Raw genomic sequence first — 20,313 nt, forward strand, 5'->3', positions numbered from 1 at the left:
TCGGGCGGGTGATCGCGCCTCCGCCACCGAGTCGATCGGCGCGTCCTCCTCGAGAGCGCTCCGATCACTCCGAGACGCACCGATGGAGGTGCGCAGAGGAAGGAGCGCGGAGACGACGAGCACGTCCCGCCCCCGCTCGCCGGAGCACGCAGGGGCGGGACGGCCGGTCAGCTCCCTCCGCCGGCGGCGAAGATGTTCTGCGAGATCGTCGCCAACTGGCTGCGCAGCTCCTCGAGCTCCTGCTTGGCCTTCTCGAGGGCCGACTTCGTCTCCGGCCAGGTCGACGAGCGGAACTGCGAGGCCAGCGGACCGTCCCAGACGTTCGGATCGGACAGTGTCCGCCCCTGTGCGTCGAGCCGGCTGATCTGATCGGCGAGGCCGCCGTTGACGATCGACTGGATCTGCTGGATCGCGGACTTCGCCTCGTCGGTCGAGAGAACACGTGACATGGATCACACCTTTCTACCCCTGCGGACGGGACCGTCCCGCCCGCTCCCCACTCCACCGTCGTTTCATGAAGATGTCTCGTCATGGTAGAAGGCAAGACAGCACAGACGGCTCGCGTGGCGTCGACGGCTCGACACTGGCGCGGGAGGTCGACTCACTCGCGAGTGGTGATCGCGAAGGGACTGCTCGAGAGGTCCGAGAACGCGCCCACTCGGGCGCGCAGCTCGCAGGACGGAATCACCGTGAGGGCGGTCACCGTCAGCCCGTCGGACGACACGGCGACCGCGCCGCTGCAGCCGTCGCTGAAGCGAACGCCCTCCACTCCGCCCGCGATCGCCTCGAGCATGCTGCTCGCCGGCGCGGACGACGGCGTCGCGAGCAGGGGGTTCACGGGGTCGGCCCCGCTCGGCCAGACCGGCACCAGCGTCACCGGCAGCGGGGTCCGGCCGACCGTCCGCGCGGGAGTCTCGATCCGCACATCCCGCAGCCGCTGCACGGGATACGCCGTCCCGGTGACCGCAGGGTCGGCCACGGCCTGTGCCGTCGCAGACGCTGCCGCCGCCAGCCACCCGTCCAGGGCGCTCTGCTCGGCCACCGCGATCGGCACGGTCGCCGTGACGTCGACGATCCCCTGCGCCGGGACGTGCAGGTCCGTCAGGCTCCAACCGCAGCCGACCCCGACTCCGGTGACGCTCGGCCGGTTGCGCACCGCCGTCACTCCGGACCAGCTGGCCGCGGGGCACGCCGCCGCCGCGTCCGGGCCCGGCAGCACCTCGAGGAAGGACCCCGAGAGGGGCGCGCTCTGGGCGGAGTAGGAGATCTCGACGACCACGGCCCGTCGCTCCGCGTCCCAGGTGGCCGATCGCGTCACTCCGAGGCCCGTCGGCAGCGGCCGGTCCTGCTGCCGGGCCGACGGGTCGGCATCCGGCGCCGAGACCGGTGCTCCGCCGCCGCGCGGCTGGACGGCGAGGAGCACCGCCCCGATGAGCAGGACGCCGGCGCCGACGGCGGCGAGGATCATCCGCAGACGTCCGCCGCGCCTCCGCGGAGCTGGAGCCTCGAACGGCCGTTCCGCCAGGCGCAGCTCGCGGCGCGGCACCGGGCGGAGCACGGTCGCCTGCGACGACGGGCCGAGCTCGGGAGCAGGCCCCTCCTCCACCGGCTCCGACGACATCTCCACCGCCATCCCACGGAGGACCGTGCCCGGGCGCTCGGCCTCCTCGAACTCCGCCACGCCCGCCGCGAGCGGCAGCGCCGCCAGCCCGGCCAGCGCCGGGGAGAGGCGACGCAGGATCCCCGCCGCCTCCGCAGCCGTCGGCCGCGACGCCGGATCCTTCGCGAGCATCCGGTCCAGGAGCGACGCGAGCCGCGGCGGCAGATCCAGCGGCGGCGGGAGCATCGCGACGTGCCGGTAGGCGACCGCGACGTCGGCGCCGGGGCCCGCGAACGGGGTCCGGCCGCACAGCAGCTCGTAGAGCAGGATCCCCGTCGAGTAGACGTCGCTCGGCGGGCCGGCCGCTCCGGTGGCGAGCATCTCGGGCGAGAGGTACTCCGGCGTCCCGATGACACCCGTCGTCGCGCGCGGCCCCTCGGCGACCACGTGAGCGATGCCGAAGTCGGAGACGCGGACGGCGGAGCCCGCATCGTCCGCACCCTCCGCGAGCAGGACGTTGTCGGGCTTCACGTCCCGGTGGACCGTGCCGATCGCATGCGCGGCGGCGAGAGCGTCGAGGATCGAGGCCACCACGGGCAGCGCATCGACCGCCGGGAGGGTGCCCTCGTCCCGCAGCAGCTCCCGCAGCGATCCGCCGCCGACGAGCTCCATCACGATCCCGAGCGTCTCCCCCTCCACGACGAGGTCGAGCACCTCCACGACGTGCGGGTGCCGCAGACGGGTGAGCACCGACCTCTCACGGACGAACCGCTCGACCAGGCCCGCGTCGTGCACGTGCTCACCGCGGAGGAGCTTCGCCGCGCGGTCCGGCCCCTGCGCGTCGGCGACGCGCCACACCTCGCCCGCGGCACCCGAGCCGATCCGCTCGAGCAGGCGGTAGCGCGCCCCCAACGGATCCCCAGCACTCCTCGCCATGCCGCCTCCCGATCCGAGCTTCCGTCATCTTCGAGAGGAAACATAGCGGAGACCGCTCGGGCGGATCAGCGGTGGCGCATCGGCCGGATCAGAACCCCTCGTTGGCGCGCGGTGCGTAGTCGGCGCCCAGCGCCTCCAGCTCGTCGGCGGTCAGCTCCACGTCCAGCGACGCGACCGCGTCGTCGAGGTGGTGGAGCTTCGTGGCTCCGACGATCGGAGCAGTGACCGCCTCCTGCTGCCGGACCCAGGCGAGCGCCACCTGCGCACGGGGCACGCCGCGCTGCTCGGCGATGCGTGCGACGGTCGCGACGGTCCGCCGGTCGGCCTCCTCCTGCTGGCGGTAGAGGGTGCCGCCGAAGACGTCGGTCTCGGTGCGCGCCGTGGTCTCGTCCCAGTCGCGGGTGAGCCGTCCCCGGGCGAGCGGCGACCACGGGATCACGCCGACTCCCTGGTCGACGCAGAAGGGGTGCAGCTCGCGCTCGTCCTCGCGCTGGATCAGGTTGTACTGGTCCTGCATCGAGACGAACCGCGTCCAGCCGCCCAGATCCGCGGTGTACTGCGCCTTCGCGAACTGCCACGCCCACATGCTCGAGGCGCCGATGTAGCGCGCCCTGCCCGAGCGGACGACGTCGTGGAGCGTCTCCATCGTCTCCTCGATCGGCGTCTCGGGGTCCCAGCGGTGGATCTGGTAGAGGTCGACGTAGTCCGTGCCGAGACGCCGGAGGCTGTCGTCGATAGCGCTGAGGATGTGCCGCCGCGAGAGGCCGCCGCCGTTGGGGCCGGAGCGCATCCGCCCGTGGACCTTCGTGGCGATCACGACCTCCTCGCGGACCGCGAAGTCCGCGAGCGCCCGGCCGACGAACTCCTCGCTCGTGCCGTCGGAGTAGACGTCCGCCGTGTCGAACGTGGTGATCCCCAGGTCCAGCGCCCGCCGGAGGAAGGTCCGCGACTCCTCCTCGCCCATGCTCCAGCCGTGGGCCCCGCGGTCGGGAGCGCCGAAGCTCATGCAGCCGAGGACGATCGAGGAGATCTGCAGGCCGCTGGAGCCGAGTCGGGTGGAGTCCATGCGCGTCGCTTCCGTGTCGAGGAGGGGGTCCCTCCAGCGTCGCACCCGCGAGCGGCGGCGCGCCAGCCGTCCGGCTACACGGCCGGATCGCGACGAGTGGCGGCGACCACGCTCGGGAGGAACAGCGCGACGACGGCCACCACGGCCGGCGCCAGCAGCGCCCAGCCGATGTCGGGCACGGCGTACTGGCCCTGGAAGGCGCCGAGCGCCACGGCCATCATCACCAGCTGGATCGTCAGCGCCGACGCGCGCATCCAGCCGCGCCGTCGCACGGCGCCGAGCGTCGTCGCGGCGGCCCAGCACACGGCGATCAGCGCGAGGACGACGATGGCGATCCCTCCGCCGACCGTGTCGGCCCGGGTCGTCAGCAGCTCGAGCACGAGCCACGCCGCGACCCCGGCGACGGCGAGCGTCTCGAGGGCCAGGACCGCGATCAGCACCACCAGACCGAGCGGCCGGGAGGCGGTCGGGCGGGGTCCGCGGGACCCGTTCGCGTCAGCGGTCACAGGCACATCCCATCCAGGACTCTTGATTCGGGCTCATCCCCGTGACAGGCTAGTCCAGTTCGTTTCACCGCTCACAGGGTCGTGGGTTTCCGCCGATGTGAACATCCGATCCCGCCGCGCCGTCAGGCAAGGGGGCGAGCCGGATGACCAGCACTGGAGCCGGGTGGCCGACGCAGTGCTCGCGCATCGCGTCGAGTGCACCGGCAAGAACCGAGCGTTCTCCCGTCCACCACCCCGATCCACCCCGCGCTCCAGCACGGGGCCTCGTGGCGTGCGCCGGTGAGGGCGCGGAGGTCGAGTACTGGTCGGGATCGTCGGCGTGGATCGATCATCCCACCCGAACACTGCGTGGTTCCTCCACGCACGCCTTCACACAAGGAGCACCCGCATGGACTGGCGCGACAAGGCCGCTTGCCTCACCGCAGACCCCGAGCTTTTCTTCCCGGTCGGCAACACCGGCCCGGCCGTGGACCAGATCGAGAAGGCGAAGTCGGTGTGCGCACGCTGCACCGTCACCGAGGTCTGCCTCCAGTACGCCCTCGAGACCGGCCAGGACTCGGGCGTGTGGGGCGGCCTCAGCGAGGACGAGCGCCGAGCCCTGAAGCGCCGCGCCGCCCGCGCACGACGCGCCTCCTAGGCGCACGAGCCGCTCGGCGGCACGAACGACCCCGACCCCCGTCGCCTCTCGGCAGCGGGGGTCGCGTCGTCTCCGGGCTCAGGAGCGGGCGCGCTCCAGCCACCGCAGCGGCACCTCGATGGTGACCTCGGTGCCGCGCCCGACCAGCGTGTGCCAGTCGATGGTGCCGCCGAGCTCGCCCTGGATGAGCGTGCGCACGATCTGCGTGCCCAGGCCCGATCCGACCTTGCCCTCCGGCAGCCCGACGCCCGTGTCGCGCACCTTCACCGTGAGCTCGTCATCGCTGCGCGAGGCGACGATCTCCACGTCGCCCTCCCGTCCGGCCAGGCCGTGCTCGACGGCGTTGGTGACCAGCTCGGTCAGGGCGAGGGCGAGCGGAGTCGCGTACTCGCTGGGCAGATTGCCGAAGCTCCCCGTCAGCTTCGGGTGCACCGTGGTGTTGTGGGTCGAGGCGACCTCGGCGATCAGCAGCAGCACCCGGTCGAAGACCGCGTCGAAGTCGACGTTCTGGTTCAGCCCCTCCGAGAGCGTGTCGTGCACGACCGCGATGGCGGCGACGCGGCGCATCGCCTGCGTGAGCGCCTCCCGGGCGAGGTCGGAGTGGGTGCGCCTGGCCTGGATCCGCAGCAGCGAGGCCACGGTCTGCAGGTTGTTCTTCACGCGGTGGTGGATCTCGCGGATCGTCGCGTCCTTGGTGATGAGCTCCCGCTCCTGGTGGCGCAGCTCCGTCACGTCGCGGCACAGGACGACGGCGCCGACCCGCTCGCCGCGGTCGCGGATCGGGATCGCGCGCAGCGACACCGTCACTCCGCGGGCCTCGATGTCGGTGCGCCACGGCGCCCGGCCGGTCACGACCAGCGGGAGCGACTCGTCGATGACGACCTTCCCCGCGATCAGCTTCGTGGTGACCTCGGCGAGCGACTCCCCCTCGAGCTCGTCGGCGAAGCCGATGCGGTTGAACGCCGAGAGTGCATTGGGGCTCGCGAACGTGGTGACGCCGTCGACGTCCAGGCGGATCAGGCCGTCGGACGCGCGCGGCGCCCCGCGGCGAGGACCGGTCGGCGCGCCCAGATCGGGGAAGTCGCCCGAGGCGATCATCGAGAAGAGGTCGTTGGCGCAGTCGTTGAACGTCAACTCCTGCCGGCTCGGCGTGCGCGTCTCGCTGAGGTTGGTGTGGCGTGTGACGACCGCGATGGGGCGGTCCGTCGTCCCGCCGTCGGAGGCTCCCAGGCGGCGCAGGACGGGCACCGCGCGCACGCGGGTGGGCGTCTCCTCGAACCAGTCCGGGGCGGAGGTGTCGACGATCCGCGCCGTCTCGAACGCCTCGACGACCTGGGCGCGCCACTCCGACTTGATCCTCTGCCCGACGAAGTCGCGGTAGAAGAGCGTCGCCGCGCTGCTGGGGCGCGCGTGGGCGACGGCGACGAAGCTGTCGTCGGCCGTGGGCACCCAGAGCACGATGTCGGCGAAGGCCAGGTCGGCGAGCAGCTGCAGGTCGCCGACGAGCAGGTGCAGCCATTCGACGTCCGCTTCGTCGGATCGGCCGTGGGAGAGGACGAGGTCACTGAGGGTCGACACCCGACAAGCCTAGGGCGCGGCCGGGCGGTGCACGCCGGGCTCGCTGTCCACAGCTCGGGCCGGCCGACGATTATCCACAGTCTGCGCCTCTGCACTCCATGAGCATCCCTCGACTGCTTCGATGAGGTCGTCCTCGCGTGCCGACCCAGCGCGCCCCGCCCGTCGAGCAGAGAGGTGACCCGGACCCGTGAACAGCTCGTCCTGCCCCAGGAGATCGCCGCATGAGCCTTCCCCTCCACGCCTTCGACTACCGCACCCTCCCCCTCGACCCCGAGGCGGCCGTGGAGCGGCTCACCATCGCGGAGTTCTTCGCCCCGCAGCCTGCGACCCGCGCGGAGCTGCCCGACCCGGAGCCCCTGCTCGCCCGGCTCACGCACCTCGTGATCGAGATCCTCGAGGGCTCGCGCGAGATCGACCAGATCGCGCGGTGGCTGAGCGACGAGGTCTACCACCACCTGCAGAAGCGGGTCGTGCTCGCGGCTCGCGCCCGCAGCCTGCGGAAGCGGACGGCGCAGCGCGTCCCGTTCACGGTCGGACGGGTGATCGTCACGGAGCCGCGGGACGGTGTCGTCGAGGGAGTCGTGCTGGTGCATCACCGCGCACGGAGCCGGGCCGTCGCGATCCGGCTCGAAGGCACGGACGCGCGCTGGCGTGCCACCGCGATCAACGTGCTGTGAGGAGCGGGTCAGCGCTCCCGGGCGGCCGCACCGGCCGGGAGCACGATCTCCACTCCCCTGTCGCGCAGGGCCTCCTCGAGCTCCGGGGGCGGCGGGGCGTCGGTGACGAGATGATCCGCGCGACCGAGCTCCGCGACCTCCTCGGGGACGGCTTCACCGCCGCCGACTACGACCGCGTCGGCGGACTCCCTCCCCAGCCCGGCTCGCAAGCGGTGTGCGCAGCGGTGGAGTCGACGCTCGAGGCCTGCTGCGTCCCCGGGCTCGTCCTCGAGACGGACCGGCCGACGACGATCGGCCTCGGCGACACCTTCGCCGGCGGCTTCGTCTCGGCTCTCGCGCGCGGCGAGTCCTCACGGCGGGCGAGGCGGGCTCCGAGCCTCCGCAGGAACGCCGACGGCCCCGGACCCCGCTGCTGCGGGACCGGGGCCGTCGGCGTCGTCCGGGGAGGACTCAGCGGCGCTTGGACTGCGCGCGCCGCTCCTCGCGGTTGGCGGGGGCGTCCGAGCCGCCCGGCTTCTGGCCGAAGGCGCCGGTCGTCGGAGTCTCCTCCGCCTCGCCCTCGGGAAGCGCCCTGCGGGCCTCCTCGGCGCGGGCCTTCGCGGTGGCCGCCTGCTGCACCTGTCCGCGCTGGTCGCGGACCTCGACGCCGCCGGTGTCGCTCGGGGCCGAGTAGCTGAGCTTCTCGGCCGGAGCGACCGGCTGAGCGAGGCCCTTGGCCGCGACTCCGGCGACCTCGCCCTGCTTCTGGGTCACCTCGACCTCGAGGTTGAAGAGGAAGCCGACGGTCTCCTCGCGGATCTGCCCCATCATCTGCTGGAACAGGGCGAAGCCCTCGCGCTGGTACTCGACCAGCGGATCGCGCTGGGCCATCGCGCGCAGGCCGATGCCGTCCTTGAGGTAGTCCATCTCGTAGAGGTGGTCGCGCCAGCGGCGGTCGATCACCGAGAGCACGACGCGGCGCTCGAGCTCGCGCATGGCGGGAGAGCCCAGCTGCTCCTCGCGGTGCTGGTAGGCGAGCTGCGCGTCCGAGAGGATCTCGCGGCGCATGAACTCCTTGTTGATGCGGCCGCGGCTGCCCGCCTCCTGCACCACCTCGTCGATGGTGAGGCTGATCGGGTACAGCGTCTTCAGCTCGGTCCAGAGGGCGTCGAAGTCCCAGTCGTCGCCGTTGCCGTCGCCGGTGTGCACCTCGAGGATCTCGTCGATCACGTCGACGAGGAACTTCTGGGTGCGCTCGTGCAGGTCGTCGCCCTCGAGGATGTGGCGGCGGTCCGAGTAGATCGCCTCGCGCTGGCGGTTGAGGACGTCGTCGTACTTGAGGACGTTCTTGCGGATCTCGGCGTTGCGGGCCTCGACCTGCGACTGGGCGCTGCGGATGGCGCGCGAGACGACCTTCGACTCGATGGCGATGTCGTCCGGGACGTTGCCCCGGCCCATGAGCGCCTCGGCGGCGCCGGAGTTGAACAGGCGCATGAGGTCGTCGGTGAGCGAGAGGTAGAAGCGGCTCTCCCCCGGGTCGCCCTGGCGGCCCGAGCGTCCGCGGAGCTGGTTGTCGATGCGGCGCGACTCGTGGCGCTCGGTGCCGAGCACGTAGAGGCCGCCGGCGGCCTGGACCTTCTCGGCCTCCTCGCCCACCTTCTCCTTGACGGCGGCGAAGACCTCGTCCCACGCTGCCTCGTACTCCTCCGGGGTCTCGGAGGGGTTCAGGCCCTTGGCCGTCATCTCGGAGACCGCGAGGAACTCGGCGTTGCCGCCGAGCATGATGTCGGTGCCTCGACCGGCCATGTTGGTCGCGACGGTGACGGCGCCGAGGCGGCCGGCCTGGGCGACGATGGCCGCCTCCCGCGCGTGGTTCTTGGCGTTCAGAACCTCGTGGCGCACGCCCTTCTTGGCGAGCAGGCGCGAGAGGTACTCACTCTTCTCGACGCTGGTCGTGCCGACGAGGACCGGCTGCCCGGCCGCGTGGCGCTCCGCGATGTCCTCGACGACCTGGGCGAACTTGACCTGCTCGTTCTTGTAGACGAGGTCGGCGTTGTCGATCCGCTGCATCTTGCGGTTCGTCGGGATCGGGACGACGCCGAGCTTGTAGGTCGACATGAACTCGGCGGCCTCGGTCTCGGCCGTTCCGGTCATGCCGGAGAGCTTCGCGTAGAGGCGGAAGTAGTTCTGGAGCGTGACGGTGGCCAGGGTCTGGTTCTCGGCCTTGACCTGCACGCCCTCCTTCGCCTCGATGGCCTGGTGGATGCCCTCGTTGTAGCGGCGTCCGGCCAGGATGCGGCCGGTGTGCTCGTCGACGATCAGGACCTCGCCGTTCAGCACGACGTAGTCCTTGTCCTTCTTGAACAGCGCGCGCGCCTTGATGGCGTTGTTGAGGAACGAGATCAGCGGGGTGTTCGCCGACTCGTAGAGGTTGTCGATGCCGAGGTAGTCCTCGACCTTCTCGATGCCTGGCTCGAGGACGCCGACGGTGCGCTTCTTCTCGTCGACCTCGAAGTCCTCGCCCTCGTCGAGGCGCTTGGCGAGGTTGGCGAACTCCGCGAACCAGCGGTTCGCCTCGCCCGAGGCCGGACCGGAGATGATCAGCGGCGTGCGTGCCTCGTCGATGAGGATCGAGTCGACCTCGTCGACGATGGCGTAGAAGTGGCCGCGCTGGACCATGTCCTGCGCCTGCCACGCCATGTTGTCGCGGAGGTAGTCGAAGCCGAACTCGTTGTTCGTGCCGTAGGTGATGTCGGCCGAGTACTGCTCACGGCGCTGCTCCGGGGTCTGGCCCGAGAGGATCACTCCGGTCGTCATGCCGAGGGCGCGGAACACGCGCCCCATCAGCTCGGACTGGTACGACGCGAGGAAGTCGTTGACCGTGACGATGTGCACGCCGCGGCTGGCGATCGCGTTGAGGTAGGCCGGGAGGGTCGCGACGAGCGTCTTGCCCTCTCCGGTCTTCATCTCGGCGATGTTGCCCAGGTGCAGGGCGGCGCCGCCCATGAGCTGCACGTCGAAGTGGCGGAGGCCGAGCGTCCGGCGCGAGGCCTCGCGGACGGCGGCGAACGCCTCCGGCAGCAGGTCGTCGAGGGACTCGCCGTTCGAGTAGCGCTCGCGCAGCTCGACGGTCTCGTTCTTCAGCTCCTCGTCGCTGAGGTGCGTGAAGTCCTCTTCGAGGGCGTTGACGGCCTTCGCGTAGTTCTCGAGGCGGCGGATGACCCGCCCCTCCCCGACGCGAAGGACCTTTTCGAGGACAGAGGCCACGGGGTACTCCAAAAAAGTAGAAGACAGGAGTCGCGCGCCGAAGCGCGGACCGCGACCAGCCTAGCCGGGGCGGGCGGCGAGCGGTCGGGGCGACGCGTCCGCCCTGGGCGGACTCCCTGCCTGGGCACGGGGAGGCCCCGGAGCGGATGCTCCGGGGCCCGGGGTCGGATCTCAGCCGGCGGCCTGCTCGGCGAGCTCGTCGGCCTCGTCGCCGAGGCCGATGACGCCGTAGTCCCAGCCCTTGCGGCGGTAGACCACGCTCGGGCGGTTCGTGTCGGAGTCGATGAAGAGGTAGAAGTCGTGTCCGACCAGCTCCATGTAGTCGACGGCGTCGTCGACGGTCATCGAGACGGAGGCGAAGACCTTCTTGCGGATGACGACGGGGCAGTACGGCTCCTCGACCTCGTCCTCCACCGGCTCCGGCGCCTCCTGCACGGGGATGACGCCCGTGCTCAGCTGCTCCAGCACCGCCGCGTCGGCCGGCTGGATGGCGACGACGCTGAAGTCGTCGGCGGCCGCGTCGCGGAGCGAGGTCGGCCGATGCTGGCCCCGATGGACCTTCTTCCGGTCCTTGGCGCGTCTCACCCGTTCGAGCAGCCGGCCGATGGCGACGTCGAACGCCGCGTACTTGTCGGCTCCGCTCGCCTCGGCCCGGACCACGGGCCCCTTGCCGATCAGCGTCAGCTCAACGCGGTCGCCGCCGGCCGAGCCCTTGCCCTCGGCGTGCCTGCTCGCCTTGATCTCGAGTGCGAGAGCACGATCGGCGAGGTGCGCCACCTTGTCCGACTTCTCCGTCGCGTACGCGCGGAAGCGATCGGTGATGTCGATGTTGCGTCCTGTGATGTCGATGTCCATGACAACCTCCCAGTCGAGTACGGCGTGCCGCCTTTCTCCGGGGCGGACCGTTCACGCCGTGCCCCCACCGTAGACCCCGGCCACCGGATCGTCACCGGGAGTTCGTCCGGATTCTGCTGCTACGTTCCCTCCTCGTTGCGCGGTGCCGGCCAGGGCCGCCGCGGCCCGGACCGTCCCGCCGGCCGCACGCACGGCGCGCCGGAGCTCGAGCAGGGTCGCGCCGGAGGTGACCACGTCGTCGACGAGGACCACCGGCGGCCACGACGAGAGCGGACGGCGGGCGCGGAACGCCCCGTCGAGGTTGCCGCGCCGCTCGACGCGGCCGAGCCCGACCTGGTCGCGGACCATCCGCGACCGCCGCAGAGGACGCGCCGCCCGCCCTCCCGCCGCGGCGACCAGCTGCGCGACGGGATCGGCGCCCCGCCGCACGCGGCCGAGCCAGGAGCCGGGCGGGACGACCAGGATCGCGGGGCTGCCGGCGAGCGCCGCGCCGAGGGCCGGACGCAGCAGCGCGCCGAGCGGGGCGAGGCAGGCCGTGCGGCCCTCCTCCTTCAGCGCGACGACGAGGCGGCGCACCGTGCCCTCGTACGGGGCACCGGTGACGACGAGGAGCGGATCGTCCGGCGGCCCGGCGACGCGGGTCAGCAGGCACGCCGAGGCGGCCGCGTCGGCCGAGCAGTCCGGACAGGGCGCCCGGCTCGTCGGCTCTCCGCAGGCGGGGCACTCCAGCGGGAGGAGGACGGCGAGGGCGTCGAGCAGGTGATCGGAGAGCATGCCTCCACGTTCGCCGTCCGGGCCGCGGCGCGGGGGGTGGATCCGTCGGATCGGGACGATCCGCCTGCCCGACGCGCCTGGGGAGGAGCATCCGGAGCGCGCCGCCGTCGGAAGGGCTCGTCGCCGCCGACAGGACCGGTCAGGACCCCATGCCGGTCTGCGCCGCGAGCAGCCGGATGTCCGTCGCGGTCGTCTGCCAGGCCGAGCCCCGCTGCTGCCGGAGCTCCCCGCCCTCGGCGAGGATGCGGATCTGGGTCGAGGTGTTGCCCGCGGCGATCTGGACCGTGCCCGTCGTCGTGCCGAGCGCCGTGGCGCCTCCGCCGAGCAGGTTCATCGTGACGGCGTCCTCTCCCGTCGAGCCGCGGACGACCGACACCACATCGAGCTCGTCCGTCCAGGCCGCGGCGACCGCGGTCCCCAGAGTCGAGCGGAGGACGACCGGCTCGCCGACCGCCACCGGGTCGCCGTCCCGTGAGCGGGTGATGCCGGCCACCAGCACCGTCGCCTGCTGCCCGTCCTGGGCGAGCGCCAGCATCCGGGTGCCGTCGCGCGACACGGCGATCGAGGCGAGCGACTCGACCTCGCTCCAGGCCGTCGCGACCTGCATCGAGCGCGAGCCGTCCGCGGAGTACGCCACCAGCTGCCCGGGCGAGGCCGACGGCACGGACCACACGTACCCGAGCGGATCGATCGTCGGCGCGACGAGGCCCGACCGCGCGTCGAGGAGGACGTCGGCGCCGTCGGGCTCCACGAGGCTCACGCCCGCGGCGGTGAGCACGGCGGCCGATGCGTCCGAGTCGGCCCCGCGCTGCTCGCCGAGGACCGCGGCCCGCGGCTGCAGCGCCTCGATCCGATCCGAGATCCCGAGGCCGGCCAGCCCGGAGGAGCCGAGGAATCCGAAAGCGTCGTCGGTCAGCACGAGCGGCCGGGTGTCGACGCGGGGCGAGGTCGGCAGCCCGGTGACCTCGGAGGGGACGTCGATCGGGTTCTGCTCGACGGAGAGCGCGACTCCGGTGACGTTCGAGACGTTCGCGAGGCTCCGGTTCAGCTGCAGGGCCATCAGCCGCCACTGCGCCGGATCGGCCTCGAGCGCGGCAGGGTTCAGGTCCACCACGGCGCGCTGCGACTCGACCGGGACGGTCTCGGCCGCCAGCGTCGTGCCGGTCGGGAAGGCCGACACGACGGCGGCGGAGTCCCGCAGCCACGGCGTGGGGCCGCGCAGCAGCTCCGTGACGATCGTGGTGCTGGTGGAGCTGTCGGCGCGCGAGGCGAACCAGCGCAGGTCTGGCACGAGGTACTGGTATCCGGGGTCGAAGAAGTAGAGCGCGTGCGTCGAGAAGACCTGCTCGAAGGTGGTGCGGTCGATCACCACGCCGCTCGGCGGCGCGCTGATGCGCCACTCGCCGTTCTCCTGGACGAAGCCGTAGTCGAGGGTCAGGCCGGCCGTGGTGGCGACGTCGGTGTAGACGCCGGTCGCGTCGACCTCGGCGACGGGCGTGATCGTCAGCGAGAGCGTGGATCCCGACTGCGGCGAGGCGGAGCGCTGGCCCTCGTCGACCGTGACGTGCTCGCCCGGCGTCCAGTCGGCTCCGGTCGAGAGGAACTCGCGGGCGATCTTGTAGTTGTTCTGCGGGCTCGACGCGGCGTCGATGAAGCCGGTCAGGATGTCGCGCTGCGACGCACCGACGGCGGGTCCCGACGGCAGGAAGTCGTACTGGAGGTCCTGCGGCGCGGTGTCGGGCCGTCCGACTCCGACGTCGCCGTCCCGCGGGATGCCGGCGCACCCGGCCAGCCCGAGCGCGAGCAGCGCGGCGGCCGCGGCGGCGCGGAGGACGCCGCGCCTCACGGGAGCACCCCCGCGGCCCCGACCGGAGGAGCCTGCAGCGGAGGGAGGACGATCGGGCCGCTGTAGGCCTGCTCGCCCGCGTCGACCGGGGGCAGCGGGAGCGGCGAGGCCTCGATCCGCTCGCCGCGGTGCCGGGGCACGGTCAGGCGGAAGCAGGCGCCGCGATCGGGCACGGACCAGACCTGCAGCCAGCCGTGGTGCAGGGCGGTGTCCTCCTGCGCGATGGAGAGGCCGAGGCCGGTGCCGCCGAGCGTGCGGCGGCGGGACGGATCGGCGCGCCAGAAGCGGTCGAAGACGCGCACCACCTCCTCGCTGCTCATGCCGTGCCCGTAGTCGCGCACGGCGAGGGCGACCGCGCTGGCGTTGCTGTCGACGGTGACGACGACCTCGCGGCCATCGCCGTGCTCGATCGCGTTGCCCAGCAGATTGCGGACGATCCGGCGGATGCGGCGCGGATCGAGGTCGGCGTCGAAGTAGCCGCCCGGGGCGGAGAGAGTGAGCCGGGAGCCGTTCGCCTCCGCGATCCCCCGCATCGCCTCGATCTCGTCGCCGGCCAGCTTCACCAGGTTGACCGGCTCGAGCTCGAGCTCGGCCGACCCCGCGTCGTGGCGGGAGATCTCGAGCAGGTCGGCGAGGAGGCTCTCGAAGCGGTCGATCTGGCTGTGCAGCAGCTCGACCGTGCGCTCGGCGACCGGGGCGAAGTCCTCGCGCTGGTCGTACAGCACGTCCCCGGCCAGCTTCATCGTCGTCAGCGGCGTCCGGAGCTCGTGCGAGACGTCCGAGACGAAGCGCTGCTGGACCTGGCTGAGCGTCGCGAGCTCGCTGATCCGGTCCTGCAGGCTGTCGGCCATGCCGTTGAAGGACCGGGCGAGGGTCGCGATCACGTCCTGGCCCCGCTCGGGGATCCGCACGTCGAAGTCGCCGGCGGCGAGGCGCTGGCTCGTCTCGGCCGCGACCCGGACCGGGGCGACGACGATCCGCACGACGACCCAGCTGACCGCTCCGATCAGCAGGATGAGCAGGATCCCCGCCACGTTGAGCACCTGCTGCACGAACTGGAGCGTGCGCTCCGCGTCCGCGAGGGAGTAGCCGATGTACAGCTCGTAGCGCCCGGCCGAGCTCGGCAGCTCGAGGGTCGAGCCGACGAGGATGCCGGGCTGCTGCTGACCGGAGGCGTCGAGCGTCACCGACTGCCAGTACTGCCCGTCGGAGCCCGCCTGCACCCGCTCGCGCAGCGCGTCGCTGATCACGCCGTTCTGCAGCTCGCGGTTGTAGATGTCCTGGGGCGCCAGCGAGGACGCCTCCTGGTCGGGCGAGCGCACGACGGCGATCAGCGCGGAGGAGGAGGCGTCCCGGACGGCGGTGCGCACCGAGCTCATCACCTCCTCCATGTCCTGGCGGGTGGAGACGGTGGCGGCGTCGAGGTAGCCCTGCGCGGCCCGGGTCGCGCGCGACGTGTCGCCCGTGACCTGCGTCAGCCGCGACTGGAACAGGTTGTCGCTGATGCTGTACGAGAGGTAGACGCCGGTCGAGCCGATGGCGATGCCGCTGAGCAGGACCGTGATCGCGACCGCGCGGAACTGCAGCGACGTCCGCCACACCCCGAGCACGCGGCGGGGCCACCGGCGCACGTCGGGAGCGGCGAGGCGGCGCACGGTCAGGCCGGGAGGACGGCGCCGGCGCGGTAGCCGACGCCGCGCACGGTCATCACGATGCGGGGGTCGTCCGGGTCCTTCTCGACCTTGGCGCGCAGGCGCTGGACGTGCACGTTCACGAGGCGGGTGTCGGCCTTGTAGTGGTAGCCCCAGACCTGCTCGAGCAGCATCTCGCGGGTGAAGACCTGCTGGGGCTTGGAGGCGAGGGCGAGGAGGAGGTCGAACTCGAGCGGGGTCAGGCCGATGCGCGTCTCGCCGCGGCGGACCTCGTGGCCGGCAACGTCGAGGCTCAGGTCCCCGACCTGCAGCACCGCGTTCGCGGCGGCGGTGGCGGGACGCAGGCGCGTCCTGATCCGCGCGACGAGCTCCTTGGGGTCGAACGGCTTGACCATGTAGTCGTCGGCGCCGGACTCGAGGCCCTGCACGACGTCGGAGGTGTCGGACTTGGCCGTCAGCATGATGACGGGGACGCCGGATTCGGCGCGGATCGCGCGGCACACCTCGATCCCGTCGATCCCGGGCAGCATCAGGTCGAGCAGGACCAGGTCCGGCCGGGCCCGCCGGAAGGCCTCGAGGGCGCCGGAGCCGTCCGCGCAGAAGGAGACGTCGTACCCGTCGGCGCGCAGGACGATGCCGATCATCTCGGCCAGGGCGGCGTCGTCGTCGACCACCAGAATGCGCGCGCTCATCGGTCTGCTCTTCCTCGTCTCGGGTCGCGCCCGCCCACGGCGCGCACGGTGACCCGACCCAGGCTAACCGACGCACCTCCCCGCGGGCGGGGAGCGGGCTCTGCGGGCGAAGGGGGTCCGCTCGGGGGAGGACCCCGCCCGCACGCCTGTGACAGCATGGAGGGGATGACCGACGCAGCTCAGTGGCCCCCGCCCGCAGGGCGTCCGGACGACGCGGCCGTCCCGGCGCAGGACGGCGACCGGCGCAGGCCGCTGCCCGCTCCCGTCGCCCCGGCCTGGTCGCCCGCGCCGCCGAGCGCAGGTCCCGTACCGACCGGTCCCGCCGGGGGCTCCTGGTCGCCCGCCGGCGCCGGCCCCTGGTCGCCCGGACGCCCCGCGCCCGGCTGGACTCCCCCGCCCAAGCCCGGTCTCGTGCCGCTGCGCCCGCTCGGCTTCGGCACCCTGCTCGGCGCCCCGTTCCAGGTCCTCCGCCGCAGCCCCCGCACGACCCTGGGCGTCGCCCTGCTGGTGCAGGGCCTCGGGTCGGTGCTCGCCCTGGCGGTCTACGGCTTGATCGCGGTGCTCGCCGTCGGGCGCATCGCGCAGGCGGAGTCCGCCGACCGCGACGCCGTCGGCGCGGGCTCCCTCGCGGTCGTGGTCCTGGCCGCCCTCATCCCCCTCGCCGTCTCGCTCGCCAGCGGTGCCCTCGTGCAGGGCGTGGTCGTGCTCGAGGTCACCCGCGGCGTCCTCGGCGATCGGGCGACCTTCCGACAGCTGCTCGCCCGGCTGCGGGGCCGCTTCTGGGCGCTGATCGGCTGGACGGTCCTGCAGGGCGTCGGCTACCTCCTCCTGGTGCTCCTCGCCGTGGCGCTCGCCGTGCCGCTGTTCGTCATCGGAGCGATGGACGGGACGTCGAGCGCGATCGTCGGCGGGATCCTGGTACTCGTCGGCTCCGGCCTGGTCGCCCTCGCGCTGGGGGTCTGGCTGTCGACGAAGCTCGCCCTGGTTCCGAGCCTGATCGTCGTCGAGCGGCTGCCGCTGCGCCGTGCGGTGGCGCGCTCCTGGCGGCTGGTGGCGGGCGGCTTCTGGCGCACCTTCGGCGCGCTCGCGCTGATGACCGTGATCATCCAGGTCGCCGGCCAGATCGTGGCCACGCCGTTCAGCCTGCTCATCCCGATCGCCGGCGCCCTGATCGCCCCGACCGACCCGGACGCGCAGCTCGTCACCTCGCTCGTGGTGACGATCGCCTCCGTCGCCGTGGGCTTCGTGATCGGCGCCGTCGGCACCGTGCTCCAGTCGGCCGTGACGGGCCTCGTCTACCTCGACCGACGGATGCGCCGCGAGGGCTTCGACCTGGTGCTGATGCGCCACGTCGAGGAGCGCGCGGCGGGCCGCCCCTCCCCCGATCCCTTCCCCGTGCCGGAGCGCCCGTGATCCTCGCCGCGGCCCCTCTCGAGCCCGACGCGGAGCAGGCGCGCCGACTCCTCCTCGAGGAGCTCGCCGACCCGCGCTACCGGGCGGCCGAGCCGACCCTCTTCGACCGGGTGGTGCAGGCGGTGCGCGACTGGTTCGCCTCCCTCACGCTGCAGGGCGACGGCCCGCCGGTGCCGATCGCCGCCGTGATCGGCGTGCTGGTGCTGGTGGCGCTCGTGGTCGCCGCGCTCGTCATCGCCGGACGGCCGCGCGCCGGTCGCCGCAGCACCGTCACGGGAGCGGTGCTCGCCGACGACGACACCCGCTCGGCCGCGACCCTCCGCTCGCTCGCCGAGGCCGCGGCCGCCCGCGGGGACTGGGACGAGGCGCTCGTCGAGCGCTTCCGTGCCCTGGTGCGCTCCCTCGACGAGCGGACCGTCCTGCGGGTCTCCCCCGGCACGACCGCGCTCGGCCTGGCGTCGCGCGCTTCCGCGGCCTTCCCCTCCTCCGCCGCCGCGCTGCGCCGCACGGCCGACGACTTCGACCGCGGGCGCTACCTCGGGCAGCCCTGCGGCGCGGCCGAGTACGAGCGCGTCGCGGCTCTGGACCGCGAGCTCGCCGCGGCCTCGCCGGTCCTGGACGCCCTGGCGGCGCCCCGGTGAGCGCCGACACGGTCTCCAGCCCGACCCTCGGCGCACTGCTGCGCCGCGGACGGGTGTGGGTGCTCCTCCTCGTGATCGTCGCGGTCGGCACTCTGCTGCTCACCGTCGCGACCGGGACCCGGGTGGCCGCCCCGGACCTCGACGTCGACAGCGCGACCCCGGACGGCGCCCGCGCGCTCGCCCAGGTGCTGCGCGATCAGGGCGTCGAGGTCGTCCGCGCCGACGACCTGGACTCCGCTCTCGCCGCCTCCTCCCCCGACGCGACACTGCTCGTCGACGACCCGGACGTGGCCCTCGACGAGGCCCAGTACCGCCGGCTCGCTCGCGCCTCGGCCTCGCTCGTCCTGGTGACCCCGGGAGGAGCCGCGCTCGACGCCCTGCTGCCGGACGTCCGCTTCGCCGGCTCCCCGGCCGGCGACGGCCCCTTCCGCGCCGAGTGCCCGCTCCCGGCGGCCGAGCGCGCCGGGACGCTCCCCGCCGGAGGGAGCACGTACCGGATCCTCGACGACGGCGACGCCGTCGGCTGCTTCCCCTCGGGCGACGACGGCTTCCTGATCGTGAGCACCGTGTTCCCGCAGGGCGCCGAGGTCACCGCGATCGGCGACGCCGACCTCCTCCGCAACGGCACCATCGGCCAGGACGGCCGTGCCGCTCTCGCGCTCGGACTGCTCGGCGGTGAGGACCGGCTGGTCTGGTACCGCGCCGGAGCCGCCGACTCGGCGAGCACCACCCCTGCACCCGCCGACCTCGCCCCCGGCTGGGTGACCCCGGCTCTCCTGCTGCTGGTGGCCGTGTTCGTCGCCTCCGCCGTCTGGCGCGGCCGCCGGCTCGGCCCGCTCGCGGTCGAGCCGCTGCCGGTCGTCGTGCATGCGAGCGAGACGGCCCGCGGCCGCGCGCGGCTCTACGCGCGCGGAGCCCTGCGGCCCCGCGCCCTCGACGCACTGCGCATCGGCACCCTCCGGCGGACGGCCGCGCTCCTGGGACTCGCTCCGGCGACCGGGGTCGACGAGATCGTCGCCGTCGCCGCCGAGCGCCTCGGCCGCGATCAGGCCGCGCTGCGCCGTCTGCTCGTCGACGACCTGCCGGGCGACGACGCCGCCCTCGTCGCCGCCTCCGACGAGCTCCTCCGCTTCGAGAGCGCGCTCCGCGCCGCCCTCTCCCCGACGACCGCCCGACGACCGGAAGGCCCCTCCCGATGAGCGACACCACCCCCTCCGCCCGCGACGGAGCGCCGGTCTCCGACGACGACCTGCGCGCCGAGCTCGACCGGGTCCGCTCCGAGGTCGGCCGCGCGGTCGTCGGCCAGGACGGCGCCGTCTCCGGGCTCCTGATCGCCCTCCTCGCGGGCGGCCACGTCCTGCTCGAAGGCGTCCCCGGAGTCGCGAAGACGCTGCTCGTGCGCGCCCTGTCCGTCTCGCTCGGCCTCGACACCCGCCGGGTGCAGTTCACGCCGGACCTGATGCCCGGCGACATCACCGGCTCCCTCGTCTACGACGCCTCCACCTCCGGCTTCGCCTTCCGCGAGGGCCCGGTCTTCACGAACCTCCTGCTGGCGGACGAGATCAACCGCACGCCGCCGAAGACCCAGGCCGCGCTCCTCGAGGCGATGGAGGAGCGCCAGGTCAGCGTCGACGGGCGCACCCTGCCTCTGCCGGACCCGTTCCTCGTCGCCGCCACCCAGAACCCGGTCGAGTACGAGGGGACCTACGTGCTTCCGGAGGCCCAGCTGGACCGGTTCCTGCTCAAGCTCGTGCTCGACATCCCGCCGCGCGACGTCGAGGTGGAGGTGCTCTCGCGCCACGCCGCGGGCTTCGACCCGCGCGACCTCGACGCCGCGGGCGTGCGACCCGTGCTCGACGCCGCCCGTCTGCGCGCCGCCCAGGCCTCGGCCCGGCGCGTCGGAGCCGGTCCCGACGTCCTCGGCTACATCGTCGACCTCGCCCGCGCCACCCGCGAGAGCCCGAGCGTCAAGCTCGGCACCAGCCCCCGCGGCTCGACCGCCCTGCTCGCGGCGTCCCGCGCCTGGGCCTGGCTCAACGGCTACGGCTCGATCACCCCCGACCACGTGCAGGCGATGGTCCTGCCCGTGCTGCGCCACCGCATCCAGCTGGAGCCGGAGGCGGAGCTCGAGGGCGTCCGCACCGAGGCCGTCCTGGGCGGGATCCTGCAGCAGGTCCGCGTCCCGGTCTGAGCC

17 protein-coding genes are annotated in these 20,313 nt (G+C 73.1%); 6 read left to right on the forward strand and 11 right to left on the reverse strand.

Features of this window, described 5'->3' with window-relative positions:
* Window positions 1-167: 167 nt before the first annotated feature.
* The 4 genes from C5C49_RS02720 to C5C49_RS02735 all read right to left on the reverse strand — a co-directional run bounded on the left by C5C49_RS02720 (window position 168) and on the right by C5C49_RS02735 (window position 4,108).
* Window positions 168-449, reverse strand: coding sequence for a pyrophosphorylase (locus tag C5C49_RS02720; protein WP_104224124.1), 282 nt, complete (start codon window positions 447-449; stop codon window positions 168-170).
* A 152-nt stretch (window positions 450-601) separates the two neighbouring features.
* Complete coding sequence (locus C5C49_RS17435; protein WP_308471223.1) at window positions 602-2,512, reverse strand: serine/threonine-protein kinase; 1,911 nt, start codon at window positions 2,510-2,512, stop codon at window positions 602-604.
* Window positions 2,513-2,624: 112 nt separating this feature from the next.
* Window positions 2,625-3,602: an aldo/keto reductase gene (locus tag C5C49_RS02730; protein ID WP_104283369.1), complete on the reverse strand. Its 978-nt coding sequence runs from the start codon at window positions 3,600-3,602 to the stop codon at window positions 2,625-2,627.
* 74 nt (window positions 3,603-3,676) lie between these two features.
* Complete coding sequence (locus C5C49_RS02735) at window positions 3,677-4,108, reverse strand: hypothetical protein (RefSeq protein ID WP_104255262.1); 432 nt, start codon at window positions 4,106-4,108, stop codon at window positions 3,677-3,679.
* A gap of 388 nt (window positions 4,109-4,496) precedes the next feature.
* Between C5C49_RS02735 and C5C49_RS02740 the strand changes: the two genes are divergently transcribed.
* Window positions 4,497-4,745 (forward strand): WhiB family transcriptional regulator, encoded by a 249-nt coding sequence (locus C5C49_RS02740; RefSeq protein ID WP_055788231.1) that lies wholly within the window; start codon window positions 4,497-4,499, stop codon window positions 4,743-4,745.
* A gap of 78 nt (window positions 4,746-4,823) precedes the next feature.
* Here the strand turns inward: C5C49_RS02740 and C5C49_RS02745 are convergent, their stop codons facing one another.
* Window positions 4,824-6,323 (reverse strand): sensor histidine kinase, encoded by a 1,500-nt coding sequence (locus C5C49_RS02745; protein WP_104224128.1) that lies wholly within the window; start codon window positions 6,321-6,323, stop codon window positions 4,824-4,826.
* A 221-nt stretch (window positions 6,324-6,544) separates the two neighbouring features.
* Here C5C49_RS02745 and C5C49_RS02750 point away from each other — a divergent pair, with 221 nt between their 5' ends.
* Complete coding sequence (locus tag C5C49_RS02750; RefSeq protein ID WP_219812134.1) at window positions 6,545-7,000, forward strand: Rv3235 family protein; 456 nt, start codon at window positions 6,545-6,547, stop codon at window positions 6,998-7,000.
* A gap of 450 nt (window positions 7,001-7,450) precedes the next feature.
* Here C5C49_RS02750 and secA read toward each other — a convergent pair whose 3' ends face one another.
* The 6 genes from secA to mtrA form a co-directional block, all read right to left on the reverse strand.
* Complete coding sequence (secA, locus tag C5C49_RS02760) at window positions 7,451-10,246, reverse strand: preprotein translocase subunit SecA (RefSeq protein ID WP_104238057.1); 2,796 nt, start codon at window positions 10,244-10,246, stop codon at window positions 7,451-7,453.
* Window positions 10,247-10,417: 171 nt separating this feature from the next.
* Window positions 10,418-11,101: a ribosome hibernation-promoting factor, HPF/YfiA family gene (gene hpf / locus C5C49_RS02765; protein WP_104224131.1), complete on the reverse strand. Its 684-nt coding sequence runs from the start codon at window positions 11,099-11,101 to the stop codon at window positions 10,418-10,420.
* Between the two features lie 51 nt (window positions 11,102-11,152).
* Complete coding sequence (locus C5C49_RS02770; protein ID WP_104345360.1) at window positions 11,153-11,875, reverse strand: ComF family protein; 723 nt, start codon at window positions 11,873-11,875, stop codon at window positions 11,153-11,155.
* Between the two features lie 139 nt (window positions 11,876-12,014).
* Window positions 12,015-13,721, reverse strand: coding sequence for an LpqB family beta-propeller domain-containing protein (locus C5C49_RS16825; protein WP_104325367.1), 1,707 nt, complete (start codon window positions 13,719-13,721; stop codon window positions 12,015-12,017).
* Window positions 13,718-15,352, reverse strand: coding sequence for an MtrAB system histidine kinase MtrB (gene mtrB, locus C5C49_RS02780; RefSeq protein WP_244230606.1), 1,635 nt, complete (start codon window positions 15,350-15,352; stop codon window positions 13,718-13,720). The genes C5C49_RS16825 and mtrB overlap by 4 nt, the downstream gene beginning before the upstream one ends.
* A 26-nt stretch (window positions 15,353-15,378) precedes the next feature.
* Window positions 15,379-16,065 (reverse strand): MtrAB system response regulator MtrA, encoded by a 687-nt coding sequence (mtrA, locus tag C5C49_RS02785; RefSeq protein ID WP_104345361.1) that lies wholly within the window; start codon window positions 16,063-16,065, stop codon window positions 15,379-15,381.
* A gap of 165 nt (window positions 16,066-16,230) precedes the next feature.
* Here mtrA and C5C49_RS02790 point away from each other — a divergent pair, with 165 nt between their 5' ends.
* The 4 genes from C5C49_RS02790 to C5C49_RS02805 are packed head-to-tail and all read left to right on the forward strand — an operon-like array spanning window position 16,231 to window position 20,310.
* Window positions 16,231-17,478 (forward strand): hypothetical protein, encoded by a 1,248-nt coding sequence (locus C5C49_RS02790; protein WP_146084823.1) that lies wholly within the window; start codon window positions 16,231-16,233, stop codon window positions 17,476-17,478.
* Window positions 17,475-18,119 (forward strand): DUF4129 domain-containing protein, encoded by a 645-nt coding sequence (locus tag C5C49_RS02795; protein ID WP_104345363.1) that lies wholly within the window; start codon window positions 17,475-17,477, stop codon window positions 18,117-18,119. The genes C5C49_RS02790 and C5C49_RS02795 overlap by 4 nt, the downstream gene beginning before the upstream one ends.
* Window positions 18,116-19,318, forward strand: a complete 1,203-nt coding sequence (locus tag C5C49_RS02800; RefSeq protein WP_181135691.1) for a DUF4350 domain-containing protein — start codon at window positions 18,116-18,118, stop codon at window positions 19,316-19,318. The genes C5C49_RS02795 and C5C49_RS02800 overlap by 4 nt, the downstream gene beginning before the upstream one ends.
* Window positions 19,315-20,310 carry a MoxR family ATPase gene (locus tag C5C49_RS02805; RefSeq protein WP_104224137.1) on the forward strand — a complete coding sequence of 332 codons (996 nt, stop codon included), beginning with the start codon at window positions 19,315-19,317 and terminating at the stop codon, window positions 20,308-20,310. The genes C5C49_RS02800 and C5C49_RS02805 overlap by 4 nt, the downstream gene beginning before the upstream one ends.
* Window positions 20,311-20,313 lie beyond the last annotated feature (3 nt).

This window comes from Rathayibacter sp. AY1E2 (assembly GCF_002932325.1).
GTDB lineage: Bacteria > Actinomycetota > Actinomycetes > Actinomycetales > Microbacteriaceae > Rathayibacter.